This window comes from Demequina sediminis, from assembly GCF_039545075.1.
In the GTDB taxonomy this organism is placed as follows: Bacteria; Actinomycetota; Actinomycetes; order Actinomycetales; family Demequinaceae; genus Demequina; species Demequina sediminis.
The window spans coordinates 154,420-180,199 of sequence record NZ_BAABRR010000003.1 but is presented as its reverse complement, the minus strand read 5'-3'; the positions used below and the strand labels follow the sequence as shown (position 1 = coordinate 180,199).

24 protein-coding genes are annotated in these 25,780 nt (G+C 60.9%); 6 read left to right on the top strand and 18 right to left on the bottom strand.

Annotation, left to right across the window (positions count from 1 at the left end):
- Positions 1 to 25: 25 nt before the first annotated feature.
- The gene (locus tag ABEA62_RS04235) at positions 26 to 1,129 is read right to left on the bottom strand and encodes a tyrosine-type recombinase/integrase (protein WP_286214573.1); all 1,104 of its coding nucleotides are present in this window, start codon (positions 1,127 to 1,129) and stop codon (positions 26 to 28) included.
- 247 nt (positions 1,130 to 1,376) lie between these two features.
- Here ABEA62_RS04235 and ABEA62_RS04230 point away from each other — a divergent pair, with 247 nt between their 5' ends.
- The gene (locus tag ABEA62_RS04230; protein WP_286214575.1) at positions 1,377 to 2,729 is read left to right on the top strand and encodes a hypothetical protein; all 1,353 of its coding nucleotides are present in this window, start codon (positions 1,377 to 1,379) and stop codon (positions 2,727 to 2,729) included.
- On the opposite strand, the gene ABEA62_RS04225 is transcribed toward ABEA62_RS04230, so the two are convergent.
- From ABEA62_RS04225 to ABEA62_RS04210, 4 genes are all read right to left on the bottom strand, one after another.
- On the bottom strand, positions 2,726 to 3,763 hold the full coding sequence (locus ABEA62_RS04225; RefSeq protein WP_286214577.1) for a DNA methyltransferase: 1,038 nt from the start codon (positions 3,761 to 3,763) through the stop codon (positions 2,726 to 2,728). The genes ABEA62_RS04230 and ABEA62_RS04225 overlap by 4 nt on opposite strands.
- 168 nt (positions 3,764 to 3,931) lie before the next feature.
- Complete coding sequence (locus ABEA62_RS04220) at positions 3,932 to 4,450, bottom strand: hypothetical protein (RefSeq protein WP_286214579.1); 519 nt, start codon at positions 4,448 to 4,450, stop codon at positions 3,932 to 3,934.
- Positions 4,447 to 5,562, bottom strand: coding sequence for a hypothetical protein (locus ABEA62_RS04215; protein WP_286214580.1), 1,116 nt, complete (start codon positions 5,560 to 5,562; stop codon positions 4,447 to 4,449). The genes ABEA62_RS04220 and ABEA62_RS04215 overlap by 4 nt, the downstream gene beginning before the upstream one ends.
- Positions 5,562 to 6,263: a hypothetical protein gene (locus tag ABEA62_RS04210; RefSeq protein ID WP_286214581.1), complete on the bottom strand. Its 702-nt coding sequence runs from the start codon at positions 6,261 to 6,263 to the stop codon at positions 5,562 to 5,564. Before ABEA62_RS04210 ends, ABEA62_RS04215 begins: the two co-directional genes overlap by 1 nt.
- 941 nt (positions 6,264 to 7,204) lie before the next feature.
- Between ABEA62_RS04210 and ABEA62_RS04205 the strand changes: the two genes are divergently transcribed.
- From ABEA62_RS04205 to ABEA62_RS04190, 4 genes are all read left to right on the top strand, one after another.
- Positions 7,205 to 8,305: a hypothetical protein gene (locus tag ABEA62_RS04205; RefSeq protein ID WP_286214582.1), complete on the top strand. Its 1,101-nt coding sequence runs from the start codon at positions 7,205 to 7,207 to the stop codon at positions 8,303 to 8,305.
- A gap of 12 nt (positions 8,306 to 8,317) precedes the next feature.
- A complete protein-coding gene (locus ABEA62_RS04200) occupies positions 8,318 to 9,055 on the top strand; it encodes a hypothetical protein (protein WP_286214583.1) in 738 nt (245 codons plus the stop codon).
- Between the two features lie 220 nt (positions 9,056 to 9,275).
- A complete protein-coding gene (locus tag ABEA62_RS04195; protein WP_345378729.1) occupies positions 9,276 to 11,021 on the top strand; it encodes a replicative DNA helicase in 1,746 nt (581 codons plus the stop codon).
- Entirely contained in the window at positions 11,015 to 11,593 is a 579-nt protein-coding gene (locus ABEA62_RS04190) for a hypothetical protein (protein ID WP_286214584.1), read from the top strand. The genes ABEA62_RS04195 and ABEA62_RS04190 overlap by 7 nt, the downstream gene beginning before the upstream one ends.
- On the opposite strand, the gene ABEA62_RS04185 is transcribed toward ABEA62_RS04190, so the two are convergent.
- From ABEA62_RS04185 to ABEA62_RS04135, 11 genes are all read right to left on the bottom strand, one after another.
- Positions 11,590 to 12,285 (bottom strand): hypothetical protein, encoded by a 696-nt coding sequence (locus ABEA62_RS04185; protein WP_286214586.1) that lies wholly within the window; start codon positions 12,283 to 12,285, stop codon positions 11,590 to 11,592. The genes ABEA62_RS04190 and ABEA62_RS04185 overlap by 4 nt on opposite strands.
- A 371-nt stretch (positions 12,286 to 12,656) precedes the next feature.
- Entirely contained in the window at positions 12,657 to 13,259 is a 603-nt protein-coding gene (locus ABEA62_RS04180; protein WP_345378726.1) for a hypothetical protein, read from the bottom strand.
- 4 nt (positions 13,260 to 13,263) lie between these two features.
- Positions 13,264 to 14,667 (bottom strand): hypothetical protein, encoded by a 1,404-nt coding sequence (locus ABEA62_RS04175; RefSeq protein WP_286214590.1) that lies wholly within the window; start codon positions 14,665 to 14,667, stop codon positions 13,264 to 13,266.
- Between the two features lie 3 nt (positions 14,668 to 14,670).
- Positions 14,671 to 15,429: a hypothetical protein gene (locus ABEA62_RS04170; protein ID WP_286214592.1), complete on the bottom strand. Its 759-nt coding sequence runs from the start codon at positions 15,427 to 15,429 to the stop codon at positions 14,671 to 14,673.
- 178 nt (positions 15,430 to 15,607) lie between these two features.
- On the bottom strand, positions 15,608 to 16,564 hold the full coding sequence (locus ABEA62_RS04165; protein WP_286214593.1) for a DUF2637 domain-containing protein: 957 nt from the start codon (positions 16,562 to 16,564) through the stop codon (positions 15,608 to 15,610).
- 551 nt (positions 16,565 to 17,115) lie between these two features.
- A complete protein-coding gene (locus ABEA62_RS04160; protein ID WP_345378722.1) occupies positions 17,116 to 17,406 on the bottom strand; it encodes a hypothetical protein in 291 nt (96 codons plus the stop codon).
- A 234-nt stretch (positions 17,407 to 17,640) separates the two neighbouring features.
- Complete coding sequence (locus ABEA62_RS04155) at positions 17,641 to 18,663, bottom strand: hypothetical protein (RefSeq protein WP_286214595.1); 1,023 nt, start codon at positions 18,661 to 18,663, stop codon at positions 17,641 to 17,643.
- A gap of 882 nt (positions 18,664 to 19,545) precedes the next feature.
- Complete coding sequence (locus ABEA62_RS04150; protein ID WP_286214597.1) at positions 19,546 to 19,791, bottom strand: hypothetical protein; 246 nt, start codon at positions 19,789 to 19,791, stop codon at positions 19,546 to 19,548.
- A 270-nt stretch (positions 19,792 to 20,061) separates the two neighbouring features.
- Positions 20,062 to 20,328: a hypothetical protein gene (locus ABEA62_RS04145; RefSeq protein WP_286214598.1), complete on the bottom strand. Its 267-nt coding sequence runs from the start codon at positions 20,326 to 20,328 to the stop codon at positions 20,062 to 20,064.
- A gap of 322 nt (positions 20,329 to 20,650) precedes the next feature.
- A complete protein-coding gene (locus ABEA62_RS04140; RefSeq protein WP_286214600.1) occupies positions 20,651 to 21,394 on the bottom strand; it encodes a hypothetical protein in 744 nt (247 codons plus the stop codon).
- Positions 21,395 to 21,912: 518 nt separating this feature from the next.
- A complete protein-coding gene (locus ABEA62_RS04135; protein WP_286214602.1) occupies positions 21,913 to 22,134 on the bottom strand; it encodes a hypothetical protein in 222 nt (73 codons plus the stop codon).
- Between the two features lie 797 nt (positions 22,135 to 22,931).
- On the opposite strand from ABEA62_RS04135, the gene ABEA62_RS04130 reads away from it, so the two are divergent.
- Positions 22,932 to 24,368 (top strand): hypothetical protein, encoded by a 1,437-nt coding sequence (locus tag ABEA62_RS04130; RefSeq protein ID WP_345378718.1) that lies wholly within the window; start codon positions 22,932 to 22,934, stop codon positions 24,366 to 24,368.
- A 90-nt stretch (positions 24,369 to 24,458) separates the two neighbouring features.
- Here the strand turns inward: ABEA62_RS04130 and ABEA62_RS04125 are convergent, their stop codons facing one another.
- Both ABEA62_RS04125 and ABEA62_RS04120 read right to left on the bottom strand, forming a co-directional pair.
- Complete coding sequence (locus tag ABEA62_RS04125; protein ID WP_286214606.1) at positions 24,459 to 25,211, bottom strand: hypothetical protein; 753 nt, start codon at positions 25,209 to 25,211, stop codon at positions 24,459 to 24,461.
- 38 nt (positions 25,212 to 25,249) lie between these two features.
- Positions 25,250 to 25,579, bottom strand: a complete 330-nt coding sequence (locus ABEA62_RS04120) for a hypothetical protein (protein ID WP_286214608.1) — start codon at positions 25,577 to 25,579, stop codon at positions 25,250 to 25,252.
- Between the last annotated feature and the right edge of the window lie 201 nt (positions 25,580 to 25,780).

The window sequence follows — 25,780 nt, the reverse complement described above, 5'->3', positions numbered from 1 at the left end:
GCGTGCGCCTAGGTTACGAGTGCAGTCAAACGCCTCCTAGAAAATCAGTAGTCGAGCCTCGTTCAAACACATCTCGACGGTCGTACGTTCCGAGGAGGATTTGGGGGTTGCTCCAACGCCCGGTCGCCAGGATTGCCCCGAGGTCAGTGCCGTTTGCTAGAGAGCGGGTAGCCATCGACGCCCGCATGCTGTGAGAACTGACGCCCTCAGATGGGACGCCGGACTCTTCGCAGATGCGCCGCAGGATGTTGCTGACAGCGGGACCACTAATCGGCTCCGCCTTCACGTGCCCACCCCTGCGCACACGCGTGAAGATGTTCGTGTTTCCCATCTGCTCCTCAGTGAGGTCGAGCGCCTTCATCTGCACCTCACGCCAGTCAGCAAGCGCCTGGACCGGGCACTTGTGAGAGTGCATCTGTGACAGTCGCCCCACGGGAATCTGTACGGGGAGAGTGCTGGTTTTGCTCGCCCGAACAGTCAAGGCGACCCCTCGGTTCTGAGCGTCCTCAGCAATATCCGACCAGGTAAGAGCCGTGATTTCAGCGCCGCGCAAGCCTGTGCCGACACCCAACAGGAACAGCGCCTTGTCGCGGACAGCCGTGTTGCCAGGGGTGGCGTTGAGGTGCTGGATGATGCGTCGCAGTTCGTGCTCGCTCCATGCGTGAGCCTGCTTCGGGCGAGTAGTGAGGTTGGCGCTCCTGCGGATACCGCGCATCACGTCCTGGATGACAGTCGAGTTGCGGATAGCGGTGACATCTTCATTGCGGGAGCGTGCGACGCGGAGGATTGCGGCGTGGGTTTGCTCGATGGTCGCCACGGAGCGACCTGGACTACCGCCTTCCACGCGCGGGGGAGCCTCCCTCCATAGGTAGGAGAGGTATGCCGCGATGACGCGCGGCTCGAATGTTGCGCTCTCGGAGCGACCTGTCGAGTTCAGCCAGGAGAGGTATGTGCGGAGCCTTGATTCGTAGGCGGCGATGGTGTTGGTCGCATAGCCGTCAGCCGTGACTCCGGCAACGCGCTCCTCTTCGGCGGTAGTGAGGGTTTCGAAGGTGACCACGGCGCTGTCCGCGTCAGTCGTCGCGATTTCGAGTAGTTCTGCTTCCACGTCAACCCCCAAGCCGGTCACGGCTCATAGATGCTCATAATCCCCTCTTACTGAGGGTTAAATGCGATAGTGCCAGCGACCACTGACATTGCATCCAATAAGGCACTTACAGGTGGGTTATTGCTGTGAACGTCCGATTTCTCGGGACATGAACCCGGCGAGAGGGGTTCGAGAAAAAGGACACGGTTGTGGCGAGCCGGTTGGAAGCGATTCGCCAGAACCGTGTCCTTTTGGCTCCCTGTGAGCATCGGTCACTAGCGTGTGAGTCATGCCCTTCGCCTTCATCACCGCTGACGGCGCGATTGAGTACCTGTCCGACTCCACGACCCGGCGGGAGATGCAGGACTCGCTCGGTGGGTTCCTCGGACGGCTCTACTCGGATGACCCTGAGAGTGATGACCGGCTCCACGGCTACTGCGACGACATCTTCACGTTCCGTGACGACCTCCCCGACATCAACGACCTCGCCAGCGAGATGTTTGGCGAGGAGATTCGCGGCGGCGTGGTCCTTGTGGGGCGCTTCGTTGAGGACGGAGCGCGTGACGAGCCGCTGAGTGAGGCACAGTGGCGGCGAGTGGAGCGCGCAGTGCGGGAGTCGTCGCCTGGTAGGGAACAGTTTCGCGTCCCTTTCGTGGTTCGCTCGAACCCGTCGCCACGCCGGATTATGTCCCCGGCTGACACCGGAGCCACTGGTTCGATGATTGCCGTGAGTACACCAGCGGCGGACCCGAACCTCGTAGCGCAAGAACTTCAACGGGCATCCCAGGTGCTCCAAGGGCTTGTGGGCGAGTCGATTGACGCCATCCAGGTCAACAGCCTCGACGCGGAAGAGGCTCCGTTCCTCGGGCAGATAGTGTCCAAGTTGTCACCCATGATTGGCAACCTGCTCGAAGCGCGCATCATCAAGGAACTCGATGACGAAGCGGGGCACGGCTTCACCTGGGAGCGCCAGGACCCAGGTTTCCCGGACGCGATTCTGCTCGATGAGTACGGCGTCAGCACTGAAGCGGGCTTCGAGGTCAAGGCTTGGTATGTCCACTCCACTGAACTCACCGGACGCTTCCGTGAGTCCGTGAACCTGCTGGCACCGCGCAACGTCAACCTGCTCGTCATCGCGTGGTCCATGAGCCACCTCGTGTACGGAACGCCCAAGATTCTCGGCGTCCTCACGACGCCAGGCGTAGATGTCGCTAGCGCGCGTGATAACCACTACTGGAACCCGCCCACCTACCTCACCGTCGAGCCGGGTGACACGACCTTGCGGACGCGGAACCTCCAACAGTCGAACGTCAACGGCTACAGGCTTCAGGACAAGGCGGATGAAGCCGCCGCGTACGTCATCGGTCAGCCGGGTGCTTCAGCGCCGCCTCACAGCCCCGAGGCACAGGCTCTGGCGACGGACCTGATGGCTCGATTCCCGTACCGCCTCGACACGAACTTCGCGAAAATCGACCGTATCGACAACGCGGCTATCGAAAAGTTCAAGGCTCAGATGCTCGCGAGTCAGCACGCAGGGCGCACTGTGCAGGCGTGGACGCAGATTATCCGTGACCTCAACAGCACCGGACCCAAGTCCGACAACGCCGCACGTATCCTCGAAGCCGTTTACAACTCCCTCTAGGCGAACAGCGGCTCGCTCACAGCCTCAGCAAGGCGGTCAGCGGCGAGTTCAGCGAAGTGAGGGTTGGACTCGGCGGCGTAGGGCAGTCGTCCCAACTCACGCGCCGCTACGGACGCGGTGGCAAGCCCACCGAACGGCTCCCACACCACGTCGCCCTCGCTCGTTGACGCCTTGATAATGCGGCGCATGAGGTCCAGAGGCTTCTGGTTGAGGTGCGAGGCAGAGGTAGCGCTCGGGGTGTGCGTACGGGGTGCAGAGCGCACCATTGAACCCTTGTAGCGCTCCTTCGAGCGGAGTGCGGGACGGTCCCACACGTTCGTGACTCCGTGCTCGTGGTTCCACACAGAACGCAGTGAGCGCCACTCGTCAGCCGTGAGGGGAGCCTTGCCATCCAGCGAGTAGTACGGGCGTCCAGCGGGGTCGCCGTGCTCGTTGGCGTACGCCACCAACTTCTCCATGACCTCGACAGGCGGGTAGTACCAAAGCCAGCCCTGGTCGAAGTACTTGCGCGTTGCGGCGTCCTTCACGCCACACGCGGCGTTCGCGAGGCGTGCGGGCATTCCTGTCCGCTTCCACTCCTTGAGGAGCCACTCCTTCATGTGCACGATGTCGTCACCACCAGGGGTGAGAGGGAGGCGCGGCTCACGCGTGTAGAACGCGCACACCTCAGTGACGACCGGCATGCGTCGGATAGTTTTGCCGTTCACGTTGCCCGCGATGTGACCGATGCCCTTGTTCCAGATACCGGTGAACTCGTGCTTCCAGCCGTGCTTCACCAGGACCGGGTGAACGTTCGCCCAACCCACCTCGGTGTTCCAGAACCACAGCGTCGTGGCGAGCGTCGAACGCTTCGACCACTCAGCGATGTGAGGCTCGTACCACTCACCGAGCGCCTCCGGGGTACGGGGGTCGCCAGGGAAGCCTCCTACGCCGTACGCGCCGTCGCTCACGATGCAGTTCGGAGTAGGGAACTCGGCGTACCCGTCGAGGGCGTCACCGGTAAAAATGTGGGCGTTGTTCACGTCGGTCAGCATGGTGAAGAGGGTATCTGTGAGCGCCGACATCTCTGTATCACCCCTGGTTCTTGTGAGGGTCCGAAGCCGTGCCCGCACAGCGAGAAACCCCGTCGTAGTCCTATGACCTCGACGGGGTTCTTCGCTGTGGTGATGGATGTTCGGCTGTGGTCGTGCCCTTCACGGCGGTTAGAGGGAACTCTCGCTCTGCCACCCGATGCCGGGTGTGTTGACTAGGTAGATATTCAGCGTGTCATCGCCTTCAGTACCGGTGTACGGGACCACGACCTTCGCTTCGGTAGCGCTCTCCTCTTCGACGGTCGCGGTGCCCCAGTAGAATTCTGCACCCTGTTCCTGTACTGCACGGAACACGGCGGGCGGGGTATAGAACTCTGACCAGATGACGCTCTCGACGTTGCCTGCGCAGGTATCCGTGTCATCTATCCAATACGTAGCGACTTCCGTTGCTGACTCAATATCTGAGAGTCCACAGAGTGTGTCCCAATCGCCGTCCTGGATGGCTTTGACTGACGCTTCAGCCGCCGCCTCAGGGGTGTCATAACCTAAAGATGACGCCTCCACGCCGCCGCTACACGCGGACAGTGACAGGGTGAGGGTGGACGCGAGGGCTACCGCCCCCAGTTGTTTTAGGTGTTTCTTGTTCATGATGTTGCTCCTGTTCCATGTTGTGTTGTTGATGGCGCTCATTCGATGTCCGCCTCGATGGCTTCTTCTTCAGCGGCGCGCATCTGGGCACCGGCTTCAGTGGGGTTGATAGCGACAGAGGACTCACGTTCGCCTTCGGGTACGCCGTAGCCGAGGAACTCAGGGGCGACGCATACGCCAGTGTTCTGCGAGGCGTGCTCGACCCACTCCTGTGAGTCGGTGAACAGCGTCATTTCGAGTTGCTGAACGTTGCCCTCGGCGTCCACAGGAACGCGGATGAACTGCTGGTCCTCGGTGACGCGGATGTTCCATCCGTAGAGGCTGGTATTCACCCAGGTGCCCACTTGATACCAAAGCCCGAGCGCCCTGTGGTCGGCTGTGTAGTAGCCGGGTTCCATCTCTAGGAGTACCCAAACCGTGTCCTCTTCAGAATTGAAGTACTCGGTGCCCGTGAGCGGGTCGATGACACTGCGCACAATCTCGGCGTTGTTCACGGTGCTCGTGTGGAGTTCACCGTCAGCAAGGCGTACGCCTTCGGTACTCGTCGGTCCTTCGAAGCCGGGGAGCGGTTCACTCTCGCCAATCTCGACCTCGGAACCAATTGGCGCGACTGTGCTGGTGTTCCACATGCGAACAGGTAGGTCGTTGGAGTCGAAGCCCTTCGCGTCGAACACGCTCACTGGTGACGGTTGCACGCCGTCAGGGCGGAACATGGTGCCCGCACCAGTGAAATCCGCACGCTCGAAGGAAGCCTCGGAGGCGATGCTTGCTGTCACGCCGTCAGCGCCGTCCGTGAACTCGATATCGAGCGAGAGGTAGATTCCAGCCGTGGATACGGGGTAGAGAACGGGACCGACCGCGAGCGAGTCCGTCACGTAGTTCTCGCTATCGCGTACGTAGAAGGCGAGGCTTTGCGCCGGGGCAGGAGCGAGTTCGAGTTCGTTAGCGGCGGCGAACTCCTCAAGAGCCTCTTCAGCCTCAACAAGGAGCGCTTCAGCGTTGACGATGGTGCCCTCAGGGGTGTCCGTGGACAGGTCCAGTTCGGCGTCGGTAGCCGTGGCAGGTGAGCCAGAGAGGGCGAGAGTGCCGACGATTGTCAGCGCCACCACAGCGGCGAGCGCCCCTGTCGCAGGGAGAATTAGTTTCGTATTCATCAGTTCTCACCGCCTACTGAAACGGAGCCAGCAGGAGCGTCAATCGTGATGGTCACACCACTGTCGAGTTCGATGACCACGCGCACGTCATCCGCTTCATCCCCGTTGAATGAGTCGGTTTGCCCGATTTCGATGTTGGGGATATCAGCACTTGGACCACCCGCTGAAGGCAGTCCTTCGCCTGTGCCGTTGATGGTGCCGCTATCCTTAACGTTAAGGTTCACAATGTCGCCGCCAGAGTCGTCCACGCTGATGTGAGCGTTGCCGTCCGAGGACCAGTCCTTCGATGACTGCCAGATGGTGTCAACAGGTTCGTCCTGTGCGGTCGAGGAGGCGTCAAGGTTGCCGCCCTCGGAGCCGTGAGCGTTGGTGACAGAGTTGTAGATGGCGCGGGTTTCACCGGGGACTCCGCCCTCGTCCTCCGTGACGGGGACTATTTCGATGCTGTCGGCGGGAATATCAGCGGGCGAACTGCTTGCAGGGATGAGTCCCGAGTGAGCGGGAACGTCCACAGGAGCGTCCGCTTCAACGGAGTGGGCTTCACCGACGCTCCACGTCGGAGTGGGAGCGGGTTCAGAGATGGATGCGATGGCGGCGTCGTCCAAGTCAACGCTGTAGCCAACGGCTTGAGAGCAAACAAGCCCGGTGAGCGCGACGCCACCGATGATGGCGAGAGCCTTTCTTGCGATAGATGTGTTCATAATGTTCCTTCGTTGTCATGCGCTTGCGCGCGGGTTCACGAAGGAATATCGGACGTTTCACTGTTGGCGCATCGGAATGGCTTCAATCGAACGGAGGAGGCGCGTAGTTCGTCCGCGATAGGGCGATGGCTACCTCGCCAGAGTGATGTCCTTTATGGAAGGGTTCGAAACCTCCCCGGACAGCACGAAGCCCCCGGTGTAACCGAGTCACCGGGGGCTTCGTGCCGACGTGATACCTAAAGGAACTTCTAACCATGTTAGCCCGACGTTGACCGCCTAAGAGGAGCGGTTGGCGTCACTAACATCTATCGGCAGAAATCTCCGTGCCGTTCAGTCGCCACCTGAGGCTCGGTCGCCATGCCCAGCCGCATATTCAAAAAACGCCATTTAAGCGCCTAGAAATTGCCGGGTGGTGTAAGTGGACGCTCCGACCATTCTCGGGCGTTCTAGGGGTGTTCCTGCGCGTTTGAGTGGCATATGCGCCCGTTTCGCCGGGGTGCGGTGACGGGTGTGGCGCTGTTAAAGGCGGGTGGTGACACTTTTATGTCCCTCGCCGGGGCGGAACCGGGGGAGGTTAATACCGGTATGCGGTAAAGCCGTAGATGGGGAACCTTTGTAGTTCTTTGCTTTTGACTGAAGAGAGGTATCCCACTCTTTCAATAAGTCACCTTCATCTAACATCGCGCATCCGCTCGCGCACGCTGGCGTTGGAGGTTAATCCTGTTGTTTGTTTGTTGTTTTGTTTAATGCTTTGAAAGAAGAAGGAACGCGCCCGCGCGAGAACCGGAAGTGTGCTTCCGGTACGTACAGGAAGTACAGTTCCGGTACGTACCGGAACTGTACTTCACAGTAACCGGAAATGTGCTTCCGCCTACCCGGAAGTCCACTTCCTCCATCCTGCCGATAGTAAAAGCATGACTACTTTCGGAAGGAATCTCGACATGCGCACCATTCGCGGCATCTCATCCACAAATCTCAACCTGGCAATCGCCGCCAGCGACCTGCCCTCACATCAACGTGGAGCACTCCGCGCTGTCCTCGCCTTCGCGCCTACGAAGCGTGATGCCTCGCCCGCCATGCACTTCACACAGAACATGCTCGGCACCCTTATCGGCGTGAGCGAGCGTCAAGCCCGAACATTACTCAAGGCGCTCGTCAGTGCGGGCGTCATCCTCGAACGCAAGGAACGCCTCGCTAGAGGGCAACGCCGCGAAGAAGTCCGGTACCTCAACGCTGAGTGGTTCCTCGACTGCGCCAAGCGCCTCTGCGAGGAGGAAGAGGACTACCTCCGTGAAGCCGGGGAACGCATCAAGTCGTACAGCGAAGTCATCGAACTCGACACGCTCGACGCCGCCCCTGCTGTCACTGAAGATGCTGACGAAGAGGAAGAAGCGCCTGTCGAAGCCGCTCCCGAGCCTGTAGCCGAAGCCGCCCCAGAACCGACCCAGGAGCCTGCTGTTCAGGCTGTCCCTGCGGGTGTCCGTGAAGCGTTCGAAGGGGCTGGCAAGCACGCCGTCGTTGACGCCCTTAGCGCTGACGCGGTTCGCACCATCAACACTGTCACACAGGCTGTCGCAGTTCCTCAGGCTGAACTACGCGAACACCTCGCCGCCGCTATTGCCGCCGCTGGTACACCCGCTGGCACCGCCGTTCCCCGCAACCATGAAATCGCATCCTGGACTGTCAGCCGCATCAAGGAGTTACTCATCGACGCTGACCTCCGTGCCGTGCTCACAGGCGTAGAGCGTGACGCTCTCGTGGAGCCGAAGGGCACGGAGGGCATCGACAAGGTGAACAAGCGCGTCCATGCGCTCAAGGTCCAGGGCGTGAACCTCGCCGCCGCCCTCAACCAGGGGCGCAAAGCCTCCACTACTTCCGCTGACTCGTACCGCGAAGGTGCCGCCGAATGGCTCCTTCACTGGGGCTTCAAGAACGCCAACCGCTCACACTCTTCAGCGCCTGCCGCTGTCACCCCGTCCACACCGTCCGCCCCCGACACCGTTGACCCGCGCCTCGCCGCGCTCGTCGTCCAAAGCAACTAAGGAGAGAGAGTCATGACAACCATCCACCCAGCCCTCGATGTACGAATCGAGCAAATCCGTGCCACCGCTGAAGCCCGCCGCCTTGAGGAGCAACGCGCCCAGGAGAAAGCCGCTCGCGCCGAACGTGCCCGTGAGCGTGCCTCTGAATCCAACCCCGAGCGCGAAGCCCTTGCCAGGGAGTCCGCGCGTGTCATCCACGAACGTCGCCTTGTAGCCGCTCGGAAGGAAGCGGACGCGTGGGTTCGCCAGGTCGGCGTCCCGACTACTGCGCTCTCAAACTCGCAGGCGAAGGATGTCCGTGGCGCTGTCCGACGTGTACTCACCGAGTCCACCTCGACGCTCCTGTTTGCCGCCCCTGCTGGCTCACTCCGCACCATGAACCTGCTCGCCGCATATGACCTCATCGCGGGATTGCACTGCACCACCTCGCAAGTACGTATGCGCTCCACACGTGAACTCGTGTCACTCGCACAGTCAGGCTTCCGTCGTGCAGAGGAGGAGAAGGCTCTCGTAGAGAAGGGCGGTGTCGTCATCGTTGACCTGTCCGGTGTCGAATCCCTCGACTACCGCGACGGTGAAGCGCTACGGGAAACCCTGAACCTGCTCGTCGCCGCGTCCTCACGCCGCCAAATCACTCTCGTGCTCGGTGTGACCGCCGCCCTGTCCGCAATGGTTCAGGCGCTCGGTGAGGGCGTGTACAACGCCGTCCTCGACGCGTCACCTGCGGTAGTTGATGGAATGAGCCGATAACCATGTATGTAGCAACCGCATCGCTTCCGTTCGGAGTCAAAGTCGCATTTGAAGATGTGGTGTGCTCGCCCCCTCCCGTTTCTGCCGTTTTCGGGAGGGGGCTTTTCTCTTGCCTTGACAGCCTCGATAACCCACTCATCCAGGGCAGTCGCGCTGACGCCGAAAAGATGCCGATAGTAAGGAATAGCGACTTTGATTTACAACGAACAGGAAGAACATCATGACTTTTACTGCACAACACGACGCGCCCCCGTATGACCCTGCCTACGACAGTGGTCCCGCCACCTCATCCAGTACTGAAGCGTTTGACGTTGACGCTCACGTGGAAGCAGGCATCCTCGCGAACCTCTTCAACAGCCCCGACGACCTCAACGCCGTCCGTGACCTCATCACTGAAGATGACTTCCTTGAGCCTCGTCACGCGGTGACCTTCGCCGCCATGTGTGCAGTCGTTGACAACGGGAAAGCCCTCACCCCCACCCTCGTCGCGCAACACCTACGCGCTCAGAACCTCTTGAACGCCGCAGGGGGCACTGAAGCCCTCGCCCTCCTCATCGACCCGCAGGAGGCATCGCTATACGACGCGCCTGCTGACGTGTTCGCGGAAATCCTCCGTGACAACAGCCTCCGCCGCTCACTCGAAGGGGTGGGACGTGAACTCATCCGTGACGCGGGTGTGTCCTCCACCACCCTCGCGCAAGATGCACTGTCGAACGCGCAGTCCCGCCTCGTGGAAGCGCAGAACCGTTTCGCTGTAGGTCAGAACGCTGAAGGTGATGACCGTTCAGCGCTCATGCAGATGATGCTCGACCTGGAATCTCACGCCCGCACAGATGAAGGCATCTCGACCGGTATCCCCGCCCTCACGGAAGCGCTCAACGGTGGCTGGAAGGACCGGAGCCTCAATGTCCTTGCCGCTCGCCCTGGTGTAGGTAAGTCGATGCTCGCTTGTGACTTCGCTCGTGAAGCCGCTGTCACTCAGGGGCTACGCGTGCTCTTTTTCTCTCTAGAGATGACGCGCAAGGAACTCCAAGTCCGCCTGGTGTCAGCGCAGTCGCAAATCCCGTCGAAACTCATAGCCCGGAACAACGTGCCTGACCGCGACCTACCCGTTGTCCGCACCGCTATCGAGTCCATCGCTGACGCCCCCCTACGCATCCTTGACGACTCCGCTATGACGCTTGCGGACATCACTCGTGAGGCGTACGCCGCGCACCAAACCGAGGGTGTGGACCTCATCGTGCTCGACTACTTGCAACTCGTGCGTCCCGGTAAGGATGACGCTCAGGCTCCGCGCCACGTCCAGGTCGGCAACGTCGCCAACGGGCTACGCACCCTTGCTCAACGCCTTGAGGTACCTGTCATCGCCCTCGCTCAGTTGAACCGTGACGTGGAGAAGCGTGGGACTGGTGGAAGCAACAAGCCGCGCCTCTCCGACCTCCGTGAATCCGGGGCTATCGAACAGGAAGCCGCCACCATCCTCTTCCTCCACCGTGAAGAGTCAGATGACGCGACGGACCACACACTCGCCACCTACTCGCTGTCCATGCCCAAGAACCGTTTCGGTGAGGGGCACGGCGGTATCCCGCTACTCGGTCGCCTTGAGGTCGCGCAGTTCGTACCCGGTGAAGGTAAGTTCCCCGCCGCGACGGCTGAATCACCCGCCCTTGAGAACACCGTGCCTGCACCTGACTGGGCTGTTGGCGACTCCGTATCCCCGGAGCCTGACACGGGTGCTCCTGTGTGGGGTCCAGGTGACCCGGCTGGCGTACCTGTTGACGACGTTGCACCGCCTACTGCTGTCATCGAAGAAGCGCCGACGTTCGCACCTGCCCCAGTAGGGTCCACAGAGGAATCGGACACGCCTGAGGACATGCCCGTGAACGCGCCTGAAGATGACCAAACAGAATCCTCAGAGGCTCAACCGCCCGTTGACGCTGAAGAACTACTCGAACAGGCATGGTGATGAAGATGCACACACAAACCACCGAAGCCTGGCTGTCATCACTGCCACACCGCTACCGTCACCCGGACGCCCTCGACGCGTTCGAGAAGCAAGCCCTTGAACGCGCTGTAGATGGCTCGTGGCTACTCGTACGTACTGACGACGGAAACTCCGCCCTGCACCGCGCTATCGCCCTCACAGGGGAACTCAACACACGCATGCAGTCAGAGCGCTGGACCGTGGACCTGGTGAAGCCCAGCAACCTGGTGCAGAACGACTTCGTGACCGCCCCGCCGTCCGCAAACATCCTCGTGGTCCACGTCAACACGTTCTTCGACTACTACGGGGGACTCTCCGAAGCGCACAGGGAAGCGTTGACGGACCTGCTCACGTCCTATGACGGTGACCCCAGTCGTCGCATCATCTTCGTGACCTCATCGCCCGTCGAGAGCCTGGAAGAGAACCTCGGCGCTGACCTGTACGCACTGCTCGCGAAGAACCTCTCCGATGGCGCTGTCATCGACCGTGAGGGGCTACGTATCCCTGACCCCACTGACCGCCTCTGCGGCTGTGAGTACTGGCGTCACGCTTAGCGACTGCTCCGCTTCATCTGAACCTCGACGCCTGCTCCACGCATCGTGTACGGGTTCACGCCGTATCCCAGCCCCGTCCGTTGCTGTGTCCGGTGGGGCTTCAGCGGGTTCCGTACGACCCCAGCGAGGTCCACGAATCTCGTGCCTCCTGCCTTCGCAGTCCGCGCCAGCGTCCTGGTGTCACCCGAAGCCTCTACATCGCCTCGTGGGCGCACCTGCACGGGCGCGGTCCTGGTCGTCATGCGCTCAATAATCTCGTGCCCACGCTCGGCCCGGAAGTAGCCGAAGGGACGCTCGCCGTCGTGCTGTCCACGCGCCTCCAACTCGACCATCTGAGCCTCAACCAGGACTAGCGCTGTGAGCCTCCACACGCCACTGTCCGCATCGCCAGGAACCAGGTAGCCGCGTGCTCGCAGGCGTTCCATAGAGGCACGTAGGTGCAGATGCGTGAACCAGGCGAGGTCACGGCGCAGGAGAGCCGTCAGAACGCCCTCAGAGAGCCGCAGGAGCGCCGTAGAGCCGTCACTGCTAGCCCAGCCAGTATCGACCATTTTCGTGAGCGTACGAACGTCCACAAGAGCGTGCATCTCAGGGCTGATGTCAGCGTCGGAGAACAGGGAATCTTCAACGTAGGCGGCAGGACTAGCCCAGTGCACGCCTTCAATCGCGTCGAGTGCCGCCTGCTTGTCCATAGTTTGCTCCGTTCCTTGTCACTAGGACTATCGGTACGCGCATCGTTTTGGCGTCAGTGCAGGAAGGACACGACCCCGGCGAGGGGGTCCAGAAAAGGACATGGTTCGGGCGAATCGGCTAGAACAGGCTCGCCTCGACCGTGTCCTTTTGGGCTAGGAGCCGCACGTAGAGATGCACGGATAACTCTGCACACCGCACTGTGGGCATAGAAAAGCCCCCGCCAGAGGAGCGCAACAACAAGAAAAAACGCTCAACTCTGACGGGGGTACTCGGCGGTCGTCACGGGTAGTAGCGAGGGGTCATCACTCCCTCATCCGCGACTGTCGCGAGCAATCTCTATATGGTTATCGGACGGCTTTTGGCGGGGCGCTTAATCCCCGAAGAGGACGATGCCCTCAGCCACGTCCGTGTCGGCATCGTCAGCCCCCTTAGGAGCCTCTTCAGCCACCTCGGAAGGTCGAACACGAACATCACTGACTGCGCCACTCGGCGTCGCGTTACCGACCGCCTCGACCCCCGCAGTCACGCCCTGCTGGAAGGCTTCCTCGGCGGCGACCCCAGCGGTGTCCGCATCCCTGGTGACGAAGGCAAACACCACCAGCGCAGTGACAGCCACGCATACCGCCGCAATCGTCCAGAGGCTTGAGAGGGTGCGGTTCTCGCGGTCCTCGCGCTTGCGTTGACGTTCAGCCTTCTTCAGGGCTTTCGCTTCCTCGTCGGCTTCGCGTTGCTTCTGGTCAGCCTGACGCTTCGCTTCGCGTTGCAGTTCGACGTAGCCAGAGCCGTCATCCTCCTCGTCATCCAGGAGGAACTTCGAGTCACCCTTTTTGAGCGGCTCGAACGCGAACGTCGCGAACTCGGCTTCCTCGCGCTCCAACACACTTGCGTCGAGCGGTTTCTTGAGAGCGGCGAGTTCAGCATCCATCTCGTCGTCGGAGGAGAGCGGAGCGGTTGAGTGTGTAGGCAGAGTCATGTCATCACTTCCCAGGACCGCTAACAGCGCGGACGAACTCGACGGAGAGCGGGGTGCCATCACAAAGAGCCATCGCGGTTACGTTCTGAGTGCTCGATGTCGTTTCCCACGACCCGTCAGAGTTCACTCCCGTGATGGTGACCGACTCGACCTGTCGGGTGCCCTGATACGAGTAGTGCGGCGTCACGACGTTGGGTAAGCCGTTGCCACTAGCCCAGGTTCCGTGCACGTACAGGTCCGTGATGATGCCGCTATTCCAGGCTGATGCTGTGTCGTTGATGAATAACTGTTGACCCTTTTCCTGGCGGGAGAGTTTGAAGTTAGCGTTCGCCACAGAGAGTTTTCGACCAGCCTCAGCGCGCCACGGGGAGCCGTCCTCATTGCGTGTCCAGCGAGTGCGCTCCGCGTGGAGGTTTGAGAGTCCTGACGGGCGTACAGCCGCGAAGGTCACGGGGTTCGCTTCACCGTTGCGGAAAAGCGCGGCGCTGGTGCGTGCCTCACCGTTGATGGTGACAGCGGGACCGTCGTCGGCAACGCACTGATAGGCAGGTGTGTTTGTTGTGCTCGTCGGAGCGCAGTCGGCGTACTCGTAATTCCAACTGCCGGGTAGCCAGTCGTTGCTCCACCCGTTCGCGCAATCCAACTGTCCTCGCGCGTTGGTGACGGACGCATTGAAGATGGCACCGGTGTTGATGACTTCATCTTCGTAGGTGTTGCCGAACTGGTCGGTGTTCGAGGAGTAGGTCCGAATCGTCACGTATTGCGCCCGAGCGGTTCCGGCGAGTTGGTAGCGCCCAAATTCCGTGATGGAGGTCGATACAGCCGCCTGCGCAGAGTCAGAGTCGTACGCCGCCGCCAACGTCCTTTCTCCGTTACCCCAGCGAGTCGTGGCGCTAGCGGTGCGAAGAGTTTTCTCTTCTGGTTGAACTTGCTGGATGGCAATATTGGCGTCCAGCACCACACGTACCGTCACGTCACGGTGTGATGGTGGGTAGATGCAGGAGATGCCTCTGAACTCCACGTAGTCGGGCAAGATGTCGAGTTCTGCCCCGTGAGCGACGTAGTTCCACAAGGCGTTGTTCGACGCAAAGTAATCAGTGGTGGAGCGGTAAGAGATGCGGTAGCCGATAGCGCTAGCCGGGCAGTTCGTGGCGATGTTGCCTTCGCGTGTGAAGGTCGCGAAAACATAGTTAGTGGGAGGTGGGTTCGTGGTGCCACCACCACTGTTGCCGCCGCCTCCACCTGTGCCGGGGTTGGATGTGCCGCCACCGCCGCCATCGGTTCCCACCCCGCCGCCGAACTCAGTACCAGCGAAAGCGGTGGAGCCGACGAGTGCGAGCGCTACGCCGCCGATGAGGGCTATGACGCCACGAGTGATGCGTTTGCCTAAGTTTGCGTCCTTATTCATGGCTTACCCCTCTACGACTTCTGCGGGGTCGGTGGCGATGGTGAAACCGTCCACCATCCACTGACCGTCAGCGCCAGCAGGAATCATCTTCAGCGTGATGTGAGCGTCCTGCGTCACGTGAGAGGGAGCGGCGAGGTAGGTCACCTGAACATCGAAGCCGACGCTCACAGCGTCGCCAGTGTCCGAGAGGACAGCAACAGGCTCAGTGAAGAGTCGTGCTTCAACGCCACCGTCAGCGGGCATCGTGAAATCGGTGCCGTCGATGGTGCCGAGAACGCCGTCCGGGTCGATGGACAGGAAGATGTAGTCACGGCTGTCCTCATCGCTCACGTTCGACGTGAGCCACTTCTGCGAGAAGCCTTCCCAGGCGATGTCGTAGTCAGCCTCGGAGTATCCAGGTACAACGAGTTGAGGGTTCTGCACGTAACCTTCGTGGATGACCATGAGGGCGTCGTTCACAGCGCGTGAAGCGTCGTCGCCAAATACGGCGGTGACATCCTCGGGGATGGCGATGGTTGAGGCGTCGAAGTTGAAGCCGTTGTCGTGCTCGAACGCGACGTCGGGGGTGACGGTCGCTTCAGGCGTAGCAGAAGCCTCAGGCGTTGCGTCGGCGGTTGCAGTCACCTCAGGCTGGGCGTCCTTGGCGAGCGAACGAGTATCCGTCGTATCGCCATTTCCCATCCCGCATGCAGAGAGCGCGAGGGCGAGAGCGCCAGCAGTACTAACTGCGGCAATCTTGCGGCTAAGAATGTTGATGTTCATGTTATTCTCCTAAAACTTGTTGTTTGCACCGGATGAAGTGCATTTATCATCTACGTATGATAATATCGGCATTCACGCCATAATGATGCTTATATGCCACGTTTACGTCCGCGATAGGGGTAATAGAAAAGGGCTACGGAAATCAATCCGTAGCCCTTTGTCGTTTCTGTTTTCAGGTTTACGCGGCACTCAACACCCGCCTGTCAGCCTCGGAGTCACCAGCGAGAGCCGCAACGGACTGCTCACCCTTGTCGCTTGAGCCGTCAGCACTGGAAGCGCCAGCCTCCATCCGCTCGGACGCCTTCTTCCACGCCGCCCGAACGCGGTCACGGTGCGCCCTGCCTTCATCCGTGGGGAGGGAGAGGAACCCGGCGTGTGTGAGGTCAAGGTTGGTGGTACCCGGCACCCGCTCCATGACGAACACCGCGAGGTCCACGTTCGCGGTGTTCGCATCCACGAGCGCCTTGTACTCAGCGCCCGCAAGCACACCCTCAATCGCCGCCACACGAGCCTTGTCGAGAGTAGCCGCCGCCGCCGCCCGAACCGTGGAAGCAAGAGCCGTGGAAGCAAGAGCCGTGGCACGCGGAGCCTTCTCCTGCTGACGTGCAATCTGCGACTGACGGCGAGCCTCAGCCTTCGCCTCCCGAGCCGCTTCACGCGCGTCCTCTTGTTCTTGCACAGCACGGTCATCGAGGCGCACTCGGTACATGTAGAACACGCCTTCGACGCTCATGAGGAGGAACAGCGGCGGCACCGAGTGGAGGATTATTCGCAGAATCGAGCCGTCATAGGCGTACATCACATTCCCGTACACGGACACGGCGGCACCGAGGAAGGTACCGGCGTACGCGAACCACAGCCGCATGCCGCGCATCGCACCGTGAAGCGCAACAACCGCCATCGTCAACATCATCGAGTCAACCCCAATCGGGAACAGCCACCCCCAGCCCTCGGGGAAACCTTCATCGGCGGCAACTGACGCGAGCGAGTGGAATGACAGCACGCCGTTCGCGCCTGCCACGACGAGCGTTCCGAATACCGCCACACGGCGGGTCCAGGCGTCATCACGATGGTTGATAGGGGCGGAGGTTCTAGCCATGATGTTCGGTTCCAATCGTTCGAAGTTCGTTGTCAACAGGGCTATCGGTCAGATTCGAACTGGCGCATCACTTCGGCGTGGGGCGGTGTCCTTCCACGGGAGGCGTGTGAGCGCACGAAGCGCCGCTATCCGAGGACCAGGGAGGGGCTAAGCCATACCTCGCCGTAGGCACACCCCGAGCGGACCTTCGTCGTGTCCGCAGGTGCCGATACAGCAAGGATTTACTCGGCAATGTGACGGACCTCTTACCAGCGCCGGGAGGTCATCCGGTACACGCTCGGGGAGGGGGAAAGCCCCAGCGTCGTACATCGCAATCCATAGCGCGCCCATTCGCTCCTGTTCGGCGTTCTGCCAGCCACTGCGAGCGGCGCTACCACCGGAGGCAATCCAGGACTCATGCGCGCCCACTAGGGCGCGGTTCGAGCCGCGCCAGCCGCCCTGGTTTTCGAGGTACGAGGCGAGGCACCAACTGTGCCAGGCGACCACAACGCCGTCCGCGTTCGGATACCGCCAGCCCCAACATATGGGATTTGAATCAGCGGCTCGCATCTGCAAAAGAGCGGGGTGAATACGGCGAATCTCGGCGGTCATGACGCACCCCCCTCAGGGGTGTCCGTCACCGTGTCCGCCGCCTCTACGGGAGCCTCAGTGTCACCGCCACCGCAGAGGTAGCAGTCGCTGACAACCTCCGCCCACAGTGCCTCGGTGGACTCTCCCAGCACGAGCATGTTGAGAGCCTTGTAGATGCCGTCACGCGGACTCATCAACTCGGGGATGTCCACATTTGTGGACACCACAGCCGCGACCAGGCACGTCCAATGACAGCGCCAGTAAACGCCGACGAGGGTTTCGTCAGCCGGGGCGACTATGAGCATCATGGTGAAAGGGCTTCCTGGTAGTGGTGGGGAGCGCCTCGTGGTTAGAGGGGCGCTCAATGTAGTTATAGGCGAGGGGTGTGACTCAGCGAAGCGGATGCCACGCGTACGTCCGCGACCGTCACAGCAGGTAACTCGCCGGAACAATGTCCTTTCGACTCCGACCGGGTGAGCGCCGATATGCGGCGAACCCTCACCAACAGATATCGGTCAACGCTGACAGCAACGCTTCGCCGCTCAACGTCGAGCCGTATGGTCGCCGCCAGTCATCCAGTCCTTACCCAGCGTGTACTGGATGTTGAGCAGTGGAAGCCCGCGAGCAAGCCCTGACTGCACGAGGAAGCGTTCACGCTGTTGGGCTTGTAGCCACGTCATCTCGTCAGCGCTGTGACTCTCCAACTGCACACTCACGAGTGCCGGATGGTCACGGTTCACTGCCTCAGCCGCTTGCTTGAGAGCATGTAGGCGAGGGTTGTAGCCGCACTCCGAAGCGTCGAAATGCTCTAGCGCCCTCATCTCGGGAAGCGTCGAAATTCCCACGTAGCAACGCGTGCCTGTCGGGAACTCCTCGGTCACCCCGTTCACGGTGATGGTGAGGTCGGCAGTCGTTTCCAAGGCGTACATATACCAGCGAGCACCCCTGGCTTCACGTTCGGCTCCCACCCATTGCGGACGCCTGTGAGCGGCTGTCCAGCGCTCCTCATACTCGGTTTCGCGGTTCCGGTTCTCGCGCGTTTTCCAGTGAGCCGCATAGTCCGCCAGCGTGTCCGCATACGCCTGTGTGAACCGCACGTGAGCCCTGTCCTCAGCGACCTCGACGTATCCGTACCGCTCAAGGTTCCGTACCGCCCTGCGAACGTCGATGCCTCTGCACACCTCGCGCATGTAGGGGTTGAAATCAGTCCATGCTTCCTGGCGGTCAAAACGTAGGACTGTAGAGAGAGCGATGAGGGTGAGCCGTGCCTCCACGTCATCCTGCGGGAAGAGCCTCGCGGCGCGCTTCATGCCCACACCCTCGACGTACAAACGTGAGCGGTCAGCAAGAGCGGCGGGCGACGTGTGCCAGTGGTCGGGGAAACGCATCTCTGCGCGAGCGAGGGTGGAATCAACGGCATCCCTGCCGTCGCGCCACACCCAGAAGCCCTCGTCCTGCGTCAGCGCGGTGAGGCTTCCTTCCCAGGTCCAAATCCAGCCGTCGAGTAGGGCTTCAGTTTTCGCGCCGTCGTAGCGTTCATTGGTCCATCCGAGGTGCGACTGCAAGCGTGCCCTGTGAGCGGCTACGACGCTACGGAAGCCGAACGTGGTGACAGCAAGCGACAGCACTCTCGCGTCAGGGCTTAGGTGCCTGTTGAGGTAGAGGTCAGCGGCGAGCCGATGATGGAGATGATTCGTCCACCGAGGTGCCGGTTGATGTGATGGATGTTCTTCGGATGTGGTTCCTTGAGTCGTCATTGCGGGTAACCCCCTTCACAGGGGCTATCCGCTATTTAGAAGGGGGAACACGTCATTCCGATGCGCCTACAGCGCGCACCGTCCGCGATAGGTGAAAGCCGAGCGCGCCTCGCCTCAGCCGCGTCCTTTACTCCTCTCCACACCGCCAACAGATGAGCGGCAAACACCACACGACACAGCACTCACCCATGCATGCAAAAAGCCCCGCCAGCAGAGCCAGCAGGGCGTAGATGCACACGCGGAGCAGTCAGCGATTCCAGAGCCGCAGAGGGGCGCTCCTAGCGCTGTCAGCACCCCCTTATTCGCGTAGGTTCACGTCCTCCTCACCCTTCGAATTCAAGAGCACCCCAGCCTCGGAGCGTGGGCGTGTGTCAACAAGGTCGAGCACTGTGTCCTCCACGTGTGGAGGTCCAGAGATGGAGAGATACCGGTTGATGATTCGCCCAGCATTCGGGTTCGAACTGTCAGCGATGCGGCGGAACACACAGCCGCTCGGATACGTCCTCGCCACGATGGTCGCGATAGTCGCGCCTCGTAGTTCTCCGTGCTTGTACGTGGTCATGACGACGGGTAGGTGGTCAGTTGGCTCCATGTTGGTTGGTCCTTTCAGTTGGGGAAGAGCGAAGGCTCCTGCGGAGAGAGGTGCAGGAGCCTTCGCGAGTGAAGTACGTATGTGTCCGGGGGCATCGCTCAATCGACCACCTCCAAACCAAATCGGCTCAAGTTATAGGCGCGAATAGTGGCGTTCACCCTGCTCACTGGAATGTCGAACATGGCGGCGTCGGCTTCGGTGAACTCGCGGATGGGTTCGCCGTGGTTCCAGAGTGAGAGCGCGACGCGGAGGGTGGTCCGCTTGCCGTTCGGGTGGTTCACGTGGACGTTGTGCGACTCGGCTAACAGATAGGCGACGGTCGCCGGGATGGTGGATACAGGCATGTTGTTCCTTCTTTCGGTTCGGGAGGTTGATGACGCCTCTACAGGTGTTATCTGCTGTTTTCGCTCTTCAGTCATCGGAATGGCTTCAATCGAACGGCGGACTGCCGCGCCTCGTCCGCGATAGGTGAGAGCCGGGCGCTCGCCCGAACCGTGTCCTTCTGGGTATCCATGAACCTGCGCTCATGTGCGGGCAACACCTGCACCCATCCGTACACAGCAAGAACCCCCGGCAGGTGAGGAGGTCACTTGCCGGGGGTTCCGGGTTGAGGGTTACGCGGCGAAGCGGACCCCTGTGAAGGACTCACGTTCGAACGCGAGGCGCATCATCGCGTCAACGTGGGCGTCGTAGGCGTTTTCGTAGTTGAAGTAAGCCTCTTCGTGGGCGAGGCGAGCCTTCTCGATGAGGCTGTTGTTTCCGCTCTTCTTGGCTTCTGCGTAGTTCAGTTCTGCGGCTTCTTCGCGCGCTACAGCGGCTTCGTGCCAGTTGGCGGTGGATTCGACTTCGGCTTCTAGATTCGTGATGACTTCGGTTCGCATGATGTTCTCTCTCTTCCTTGTTGTTGTGGGCTTAGATTTTTCACCCTTGTAACTATTAATATCCGCACGTTTACCAGCACAAACACGCCCTACAGCGTGTACCGTCCGCGATAGGGGAACCGCTCGGCTCGCCCCATTCGTGTCCATCCGCACGTTTCACCCGCGAACCCGCCCCAACACACAAATCACCCCGCTAACCGGAACAGTCGAATGGCTAGCGGGGTGTGTGACAGCCGCTCGAAGCGACTACGTAATCTGTGGTTTCTCCTACAGGTATCTCTATCGGCGTGATGACGGCAGTGAGCACATTGCAGTGAGCCGTTTAGCCTCGGAAGCCTGCGAGCGGCGGCACATCGACGGGTTCACGTGTGATGACATCGCCCATCTCAGAGGTATCCACTCCCGCGTCATGGAGCGCGTTCATGCATACAGCGACGAGAGTCATGACCGTTCTCCCTCCGCGTTCCCCACGAGCGTGTGAGTTGTTGTCACCCAAGAGGGGCAGAGGGCAGTCGTTGTGCGTCGCGTGGAAGCGCTCAGCGAGTAAGAGCCGTACGAGCCTCGATGCGGGTATACGGGCGTCCTCAGCAACAGCCGCAATAGCGTTATGCGCGTCATGGCTCGCACCGACGTAGATGGCTTCATCGAGTCGTTGAGATTCAGGGGAGGCGAGAACAGTCGAGAGCACTCCCTCCACACGTGCACGCATAGCAGGCTCCATATCCATGTCGAGCAGGCGACGACGAGCGTGAGCGATACGCGGGGCTTCGTCACTGAACGGGCGGAACACGTCGCCCGAACGTGAGCGTCCATGCACTGACAGGGCGGCGCGGACGATAGCCCTCGCCTCAGAGGCGAGGCGTAAGCGTTCCAGCACTTCGTCAGCGTTGATGGCAGATTCGGACAGCGCGGCAGTCAACGCGTTAGCGCTAGCGAGTGCATTCGCCCGGAGCCACCTCAGTTCGGAGGTAGTGAACCGTACGCGGATGCGAGCCAGCCCGTCACCGTTCCTGAAGGCAGGTAGGGCGAGTAGTGGAGTGTGGACCGTGGTGGTGGTGTTGGTCATGATGCGGATTCCTTTCGGGTAAGAGAAGCGGGACACGTTCGGTCCCTCACTTCCTCTATCCGCTATCGGCGGCAAACAGCACCGTTTCGGCGTCATCACTCACTCGACCCGTAGCCCTCGACTACACCTCGACCCCGGTCCCTGAGCACTCCGACAGCCGCCTGCACCCGAAATCCACTGTCACGTCCGTAGTCCCGCTTCGCCTCGCGCGTTCCGCGCTCGCTCCGCTTCCGAACTCGCCAGCACTTAGAACCGTCACGCGCAAGAACCCCGTAGCCGTCACATGTACCGCGAACTGCCCCAAGCCCACAGAACCGTGAACCCTGTACCCACGCCCACACGCCTCTATGCCTGTACGCCGTAGATGCATGGAGCAGTTACCGCCAGCAGTGACGCAGTTGCTGTTACCCCACGCGGTACGCCATACCCGCAAGCCCTAGATGCCAACAGCGACAGCCACGCCAACGTGCCAACGCTGTCTACATTTGTGGACACGCCAGCGCGTCAGCAGGAGAGGGCTACCCCTCGTCGTCAGCCTTCGGCTTCACTGCCAACGGCTTCACGTTGTTCGGACGTACACCGTTCGGCTTCACCTCGTTGGGACGCACGTTGTTCGGCGTCACCACATTCCGAGTCACACCGTTCGGTTGCACTGCACGTGTCACCGCAGGGGTAACAGCGGGAGTCACCGCACGCGTCACCGAGGGGGTCACCGCAGGTGTGATGTCGTCATCGCTCATGAGTGTCACCGTACCCGCGTCACCCTCACAGTCGCCGGGTACACACCTCACGGGGAGATGTCACTTCACCGGGAGAGCCTCACCGGGATACACACCTCACAACGGGGAGAGGTACACCTCACAGTCGTCACCCTCCTCACCTCACTCTGTCCACATATGTACACACTCACACCGTCCACACATGTACACATCCGCGTAGCCCTCACCTCACAGTCACCTCGCGGGGTGCACCTCACCGGGGAGAGAGTCCACTGGGGGCACGCACACAACAGGAGGGGGAGAGTCCACGTGCACGCCTCACCTCGCATGCGACTCCGTGGAAGCAAACACGCTCACAACACACGTGGCGCAGTCGTCGCGCCATCGGCATGCGTACAAGCCACTACGAACAGGCGCTCGACCTACCAATGCGGGAGAGGGGATACGGAGTAACCCGGAGCCACGCGACTGCAAAAATGAGAGTTCCAATATGCATGTTTACCAGGGGTTTTGTTGTGCGCTGGCACTGTAAATCGGACTGGTGGGGGGTGTAGTGCCGTGCGTAGCACCGCCTGAGTCGGGCGACCGCGCTCGGAATGCCGATAGTTCATGTAAATCGGCACGTAAATCGGCGCGCCGCAACTCGAAGGAACGGCATTATGAACCAAGCATTTACCCCTGAACGAAGTCCTGGCATCACCCCTGTCACGAAGCGCTCACCTACCCCGTGGACACCCTCACCTCGCCGTGAGTTCACGGGGCGACTCATCGCTGAAGATGACACCCCCACCTCACCCTCTTCCCCTCTCACTGGGGAGATGGAGGTGAGAGGGGAGGTGGAGAGTGAGGTGTACACCCCTACCCGCGAGCAGGGTGAGAGTGAGGTTCACACCCCCGTGAGTGAGGTCACCTCACCCGGTGACGAGTGGGGTGATGTTGACGGTGAACTAGGTGTGTCCTCGCCCGCCTCACCTGTGAGTGTTGTCACCCCTGTGAGTGCGTCCTCTCCCTCTCACTTCGACCTCACTGACGAGGTGGATGACTGGGACTCTGTGAACACCTCCGATGTCACCCTTGGGGGTAACAGCGAGGAGCAGAGTGCACCCACGAGCGCCTTCGATATCTCTGAAGAGGTGGACGACTGGGACGCCTCACCTGCCCCTGTATCCACACCCGAGGTGAATAGCGCGCCGGTCGTAGTCACACCTGTGAAGCCTGCGAAAGCAGTGCAGAAGCCCGTGCAGTCACGCCGTGAGGACCACGCCCTCGCGCCTACTACGAAGCCTACGAAGCCCGCAGATGCACGCACTACGTCAGCAAAGAAGGCGACGATAAAGAAGCCTGCCGCCCCGAAGGAAGCCGGTCGGAAGAGTCCCACGAAGGCGGACATCGCAGTACTCCACGCGTTGAGCCGTATGCGTATCGCCTCCGTACAGCACGTGGTCCAGATGCTCTCTAACAGTGGTTACGCGAACCTGCCGGAGGACCACGAGCACTACATCCCGCTTGAGCCGGAGAAGATTCGCCGTCGCCTCGGTGAACTCTCACGCGGCAAAACGCCCTACGTGAACGCGCGGTACATGAGCCAAGGTGCCCAGATGCTTCCGATGGTGTACTCGGTAACGAAACTCGGTCAGAAGATTGCGGACCCTGCCGCCGCACCGCATCTCACGCCGTTCCCCATCAACGCATCGAAAACGGGCACCTCGATGGGCGGGCTACTCATCACCGCGTCCTACATCGCGGGATTCGACGCACGTGAAGCCCTCTTCATTCATGAGTCGAGTATCAAGCGCGCCATCAAGGCTCAACCCGACAGTGACTTCATCCCTAACTGGTCCCCGGAGATGCACCCGTGGGCAGAAGCACACGAACTAGCGGTCCTCGTTGACGGCTCGGTAAAGCCTCACGAGCCGGACCTGGTGATGCTCGGTATCGAGGACGACGGCAACGGCGGTGTGACGCACCCCGTGTACGAGTACATCGAGATTGAAACGAGCATCAAGAGTGAGCAGGAGTACGTGAACCTCTTCCGCGCTTATAAGGCGAAGGGGGTGGATATCCGCTATCTGGTGCACAACACGACCCTCCCGGGAAGCAACTCACGCGAGGAAATCGAGAACATCTACAACCGCCTGGTGAAAGCCGCTGAGTATGTGTGGGGGAAGCCCATCTATGCCATCAGCGGTGTGAACATCGACGTGGTGCCGGATGCCTGGAAAACAACTCGACCACTCGATGCCAAGCGCCAGTAAGCGACACTGCCTTCAACGGCGGGCTACCCCTAGGGAGGTGCCTGCCGTTGGCGTGTCAGCGAGGTGAATGCGCCATCACCGCTTCGGGGATTACTGGCGCGCCCAATAGTGGTCGATGCCAGAGTTAAGCCCGGTCAGTGCTTGCTGGACTGAGTGGTGAACTTTCCCGTCAACGACATCCTCCCAAGGCGGCAACCCCTTCATCTCCCGCTCGTGAAGCCAGCATTCCCGCTCCCACGCGCGCCGTTCGTCCTTATCGTTCGGTCGAGCGCTTCGCTGGTTCATGGCGGCGTACATGCCGATTGCGTCCGAGAAGGGTGGCACACTCTCAACAAAATCAGCGGCTTCGTTTCCAAGCCCGCACCTCCTGAGCATGGCAACGTTGCGGAGTATCTCGCTGTGAGCGCGCCTCACGACGGACACTCCATCTGCCGCAAGGAAGAAGCCTTCCTCCTTGGAAATTCCGTCGTCATCGACTTCGATGTCATCCGCAATCAGCACTCTGAAGTCCTCAGCGAAGTAAATCCAGGCTCGCAACGCGCCGGTACTCGCGGCTTTGAGGTTCTCTTGTAGCGCCGCCAGCCGCACGCGGTCATCCCGACTCCGCTCAAGCCTCAGGGTTTCCTCTGACGCCTTCGCCATGCGCTGAGTGGAAATGACGTAGAGAACCGTGACCAAGAGGAAGCCCGCTGAAACTGACACACTCGCGGCGTCAGCGGGGTCATCGAAGTACGCAAATGTGAAGGCGATGACCGCCGCCTCGACCAGGACGAGAAGCACATAGCCCCAGGTCCGTTTCAACGTCCGCCCGAACGTGCGCGCCCACGCCTTGAGTGCCCTCATGAGTTCACGCTAGCGGTGGGTGGTCGTGCCCTTACGGCTTAGATGCGCTCCACGTGCACGCGTGTCGCTCGGACTCCGCCTTCCCAGTACCCCTCGAACGTGACGCGGTACGTGAACTTGAGCCGCCCGTTGACCGTCACGGTGTCCGCGTCAGTTGTTCGGTCGCGGCACATGGTCCACGCTTCCCACACTGCCGTGGTCCAGTCGTGCATGTGGTGGGAGTTCCACTCTGCCCACATCCAGAACTCATCCGGGAAGTGCGTGGTGCCGTGGGTGAGTTCGGGCGGCGCACCCTGGTAGAGGTCGGCGTTGTTCAGGTACATGCCCACGTCATCGGTGAGCGCTTCGGGGCGGTCAAGTGAGTTCAAGTCGCCAGTGTTGACGTACATATCTGCCTTTCTGCCCTCGGTACCTCCGAGAACGCGCGCAGGGTACAGCGACATTTGAGGTGCGAATACGCCCTGACAGAGGGGGACCACGGGGGCGCTAGTGGGGCGAGATTCTGGTCCCCGACCTTCAACTTGAGCGCGTGATGAACGGGGAACTCTCAAGAGTCCGCAAAATAGGGT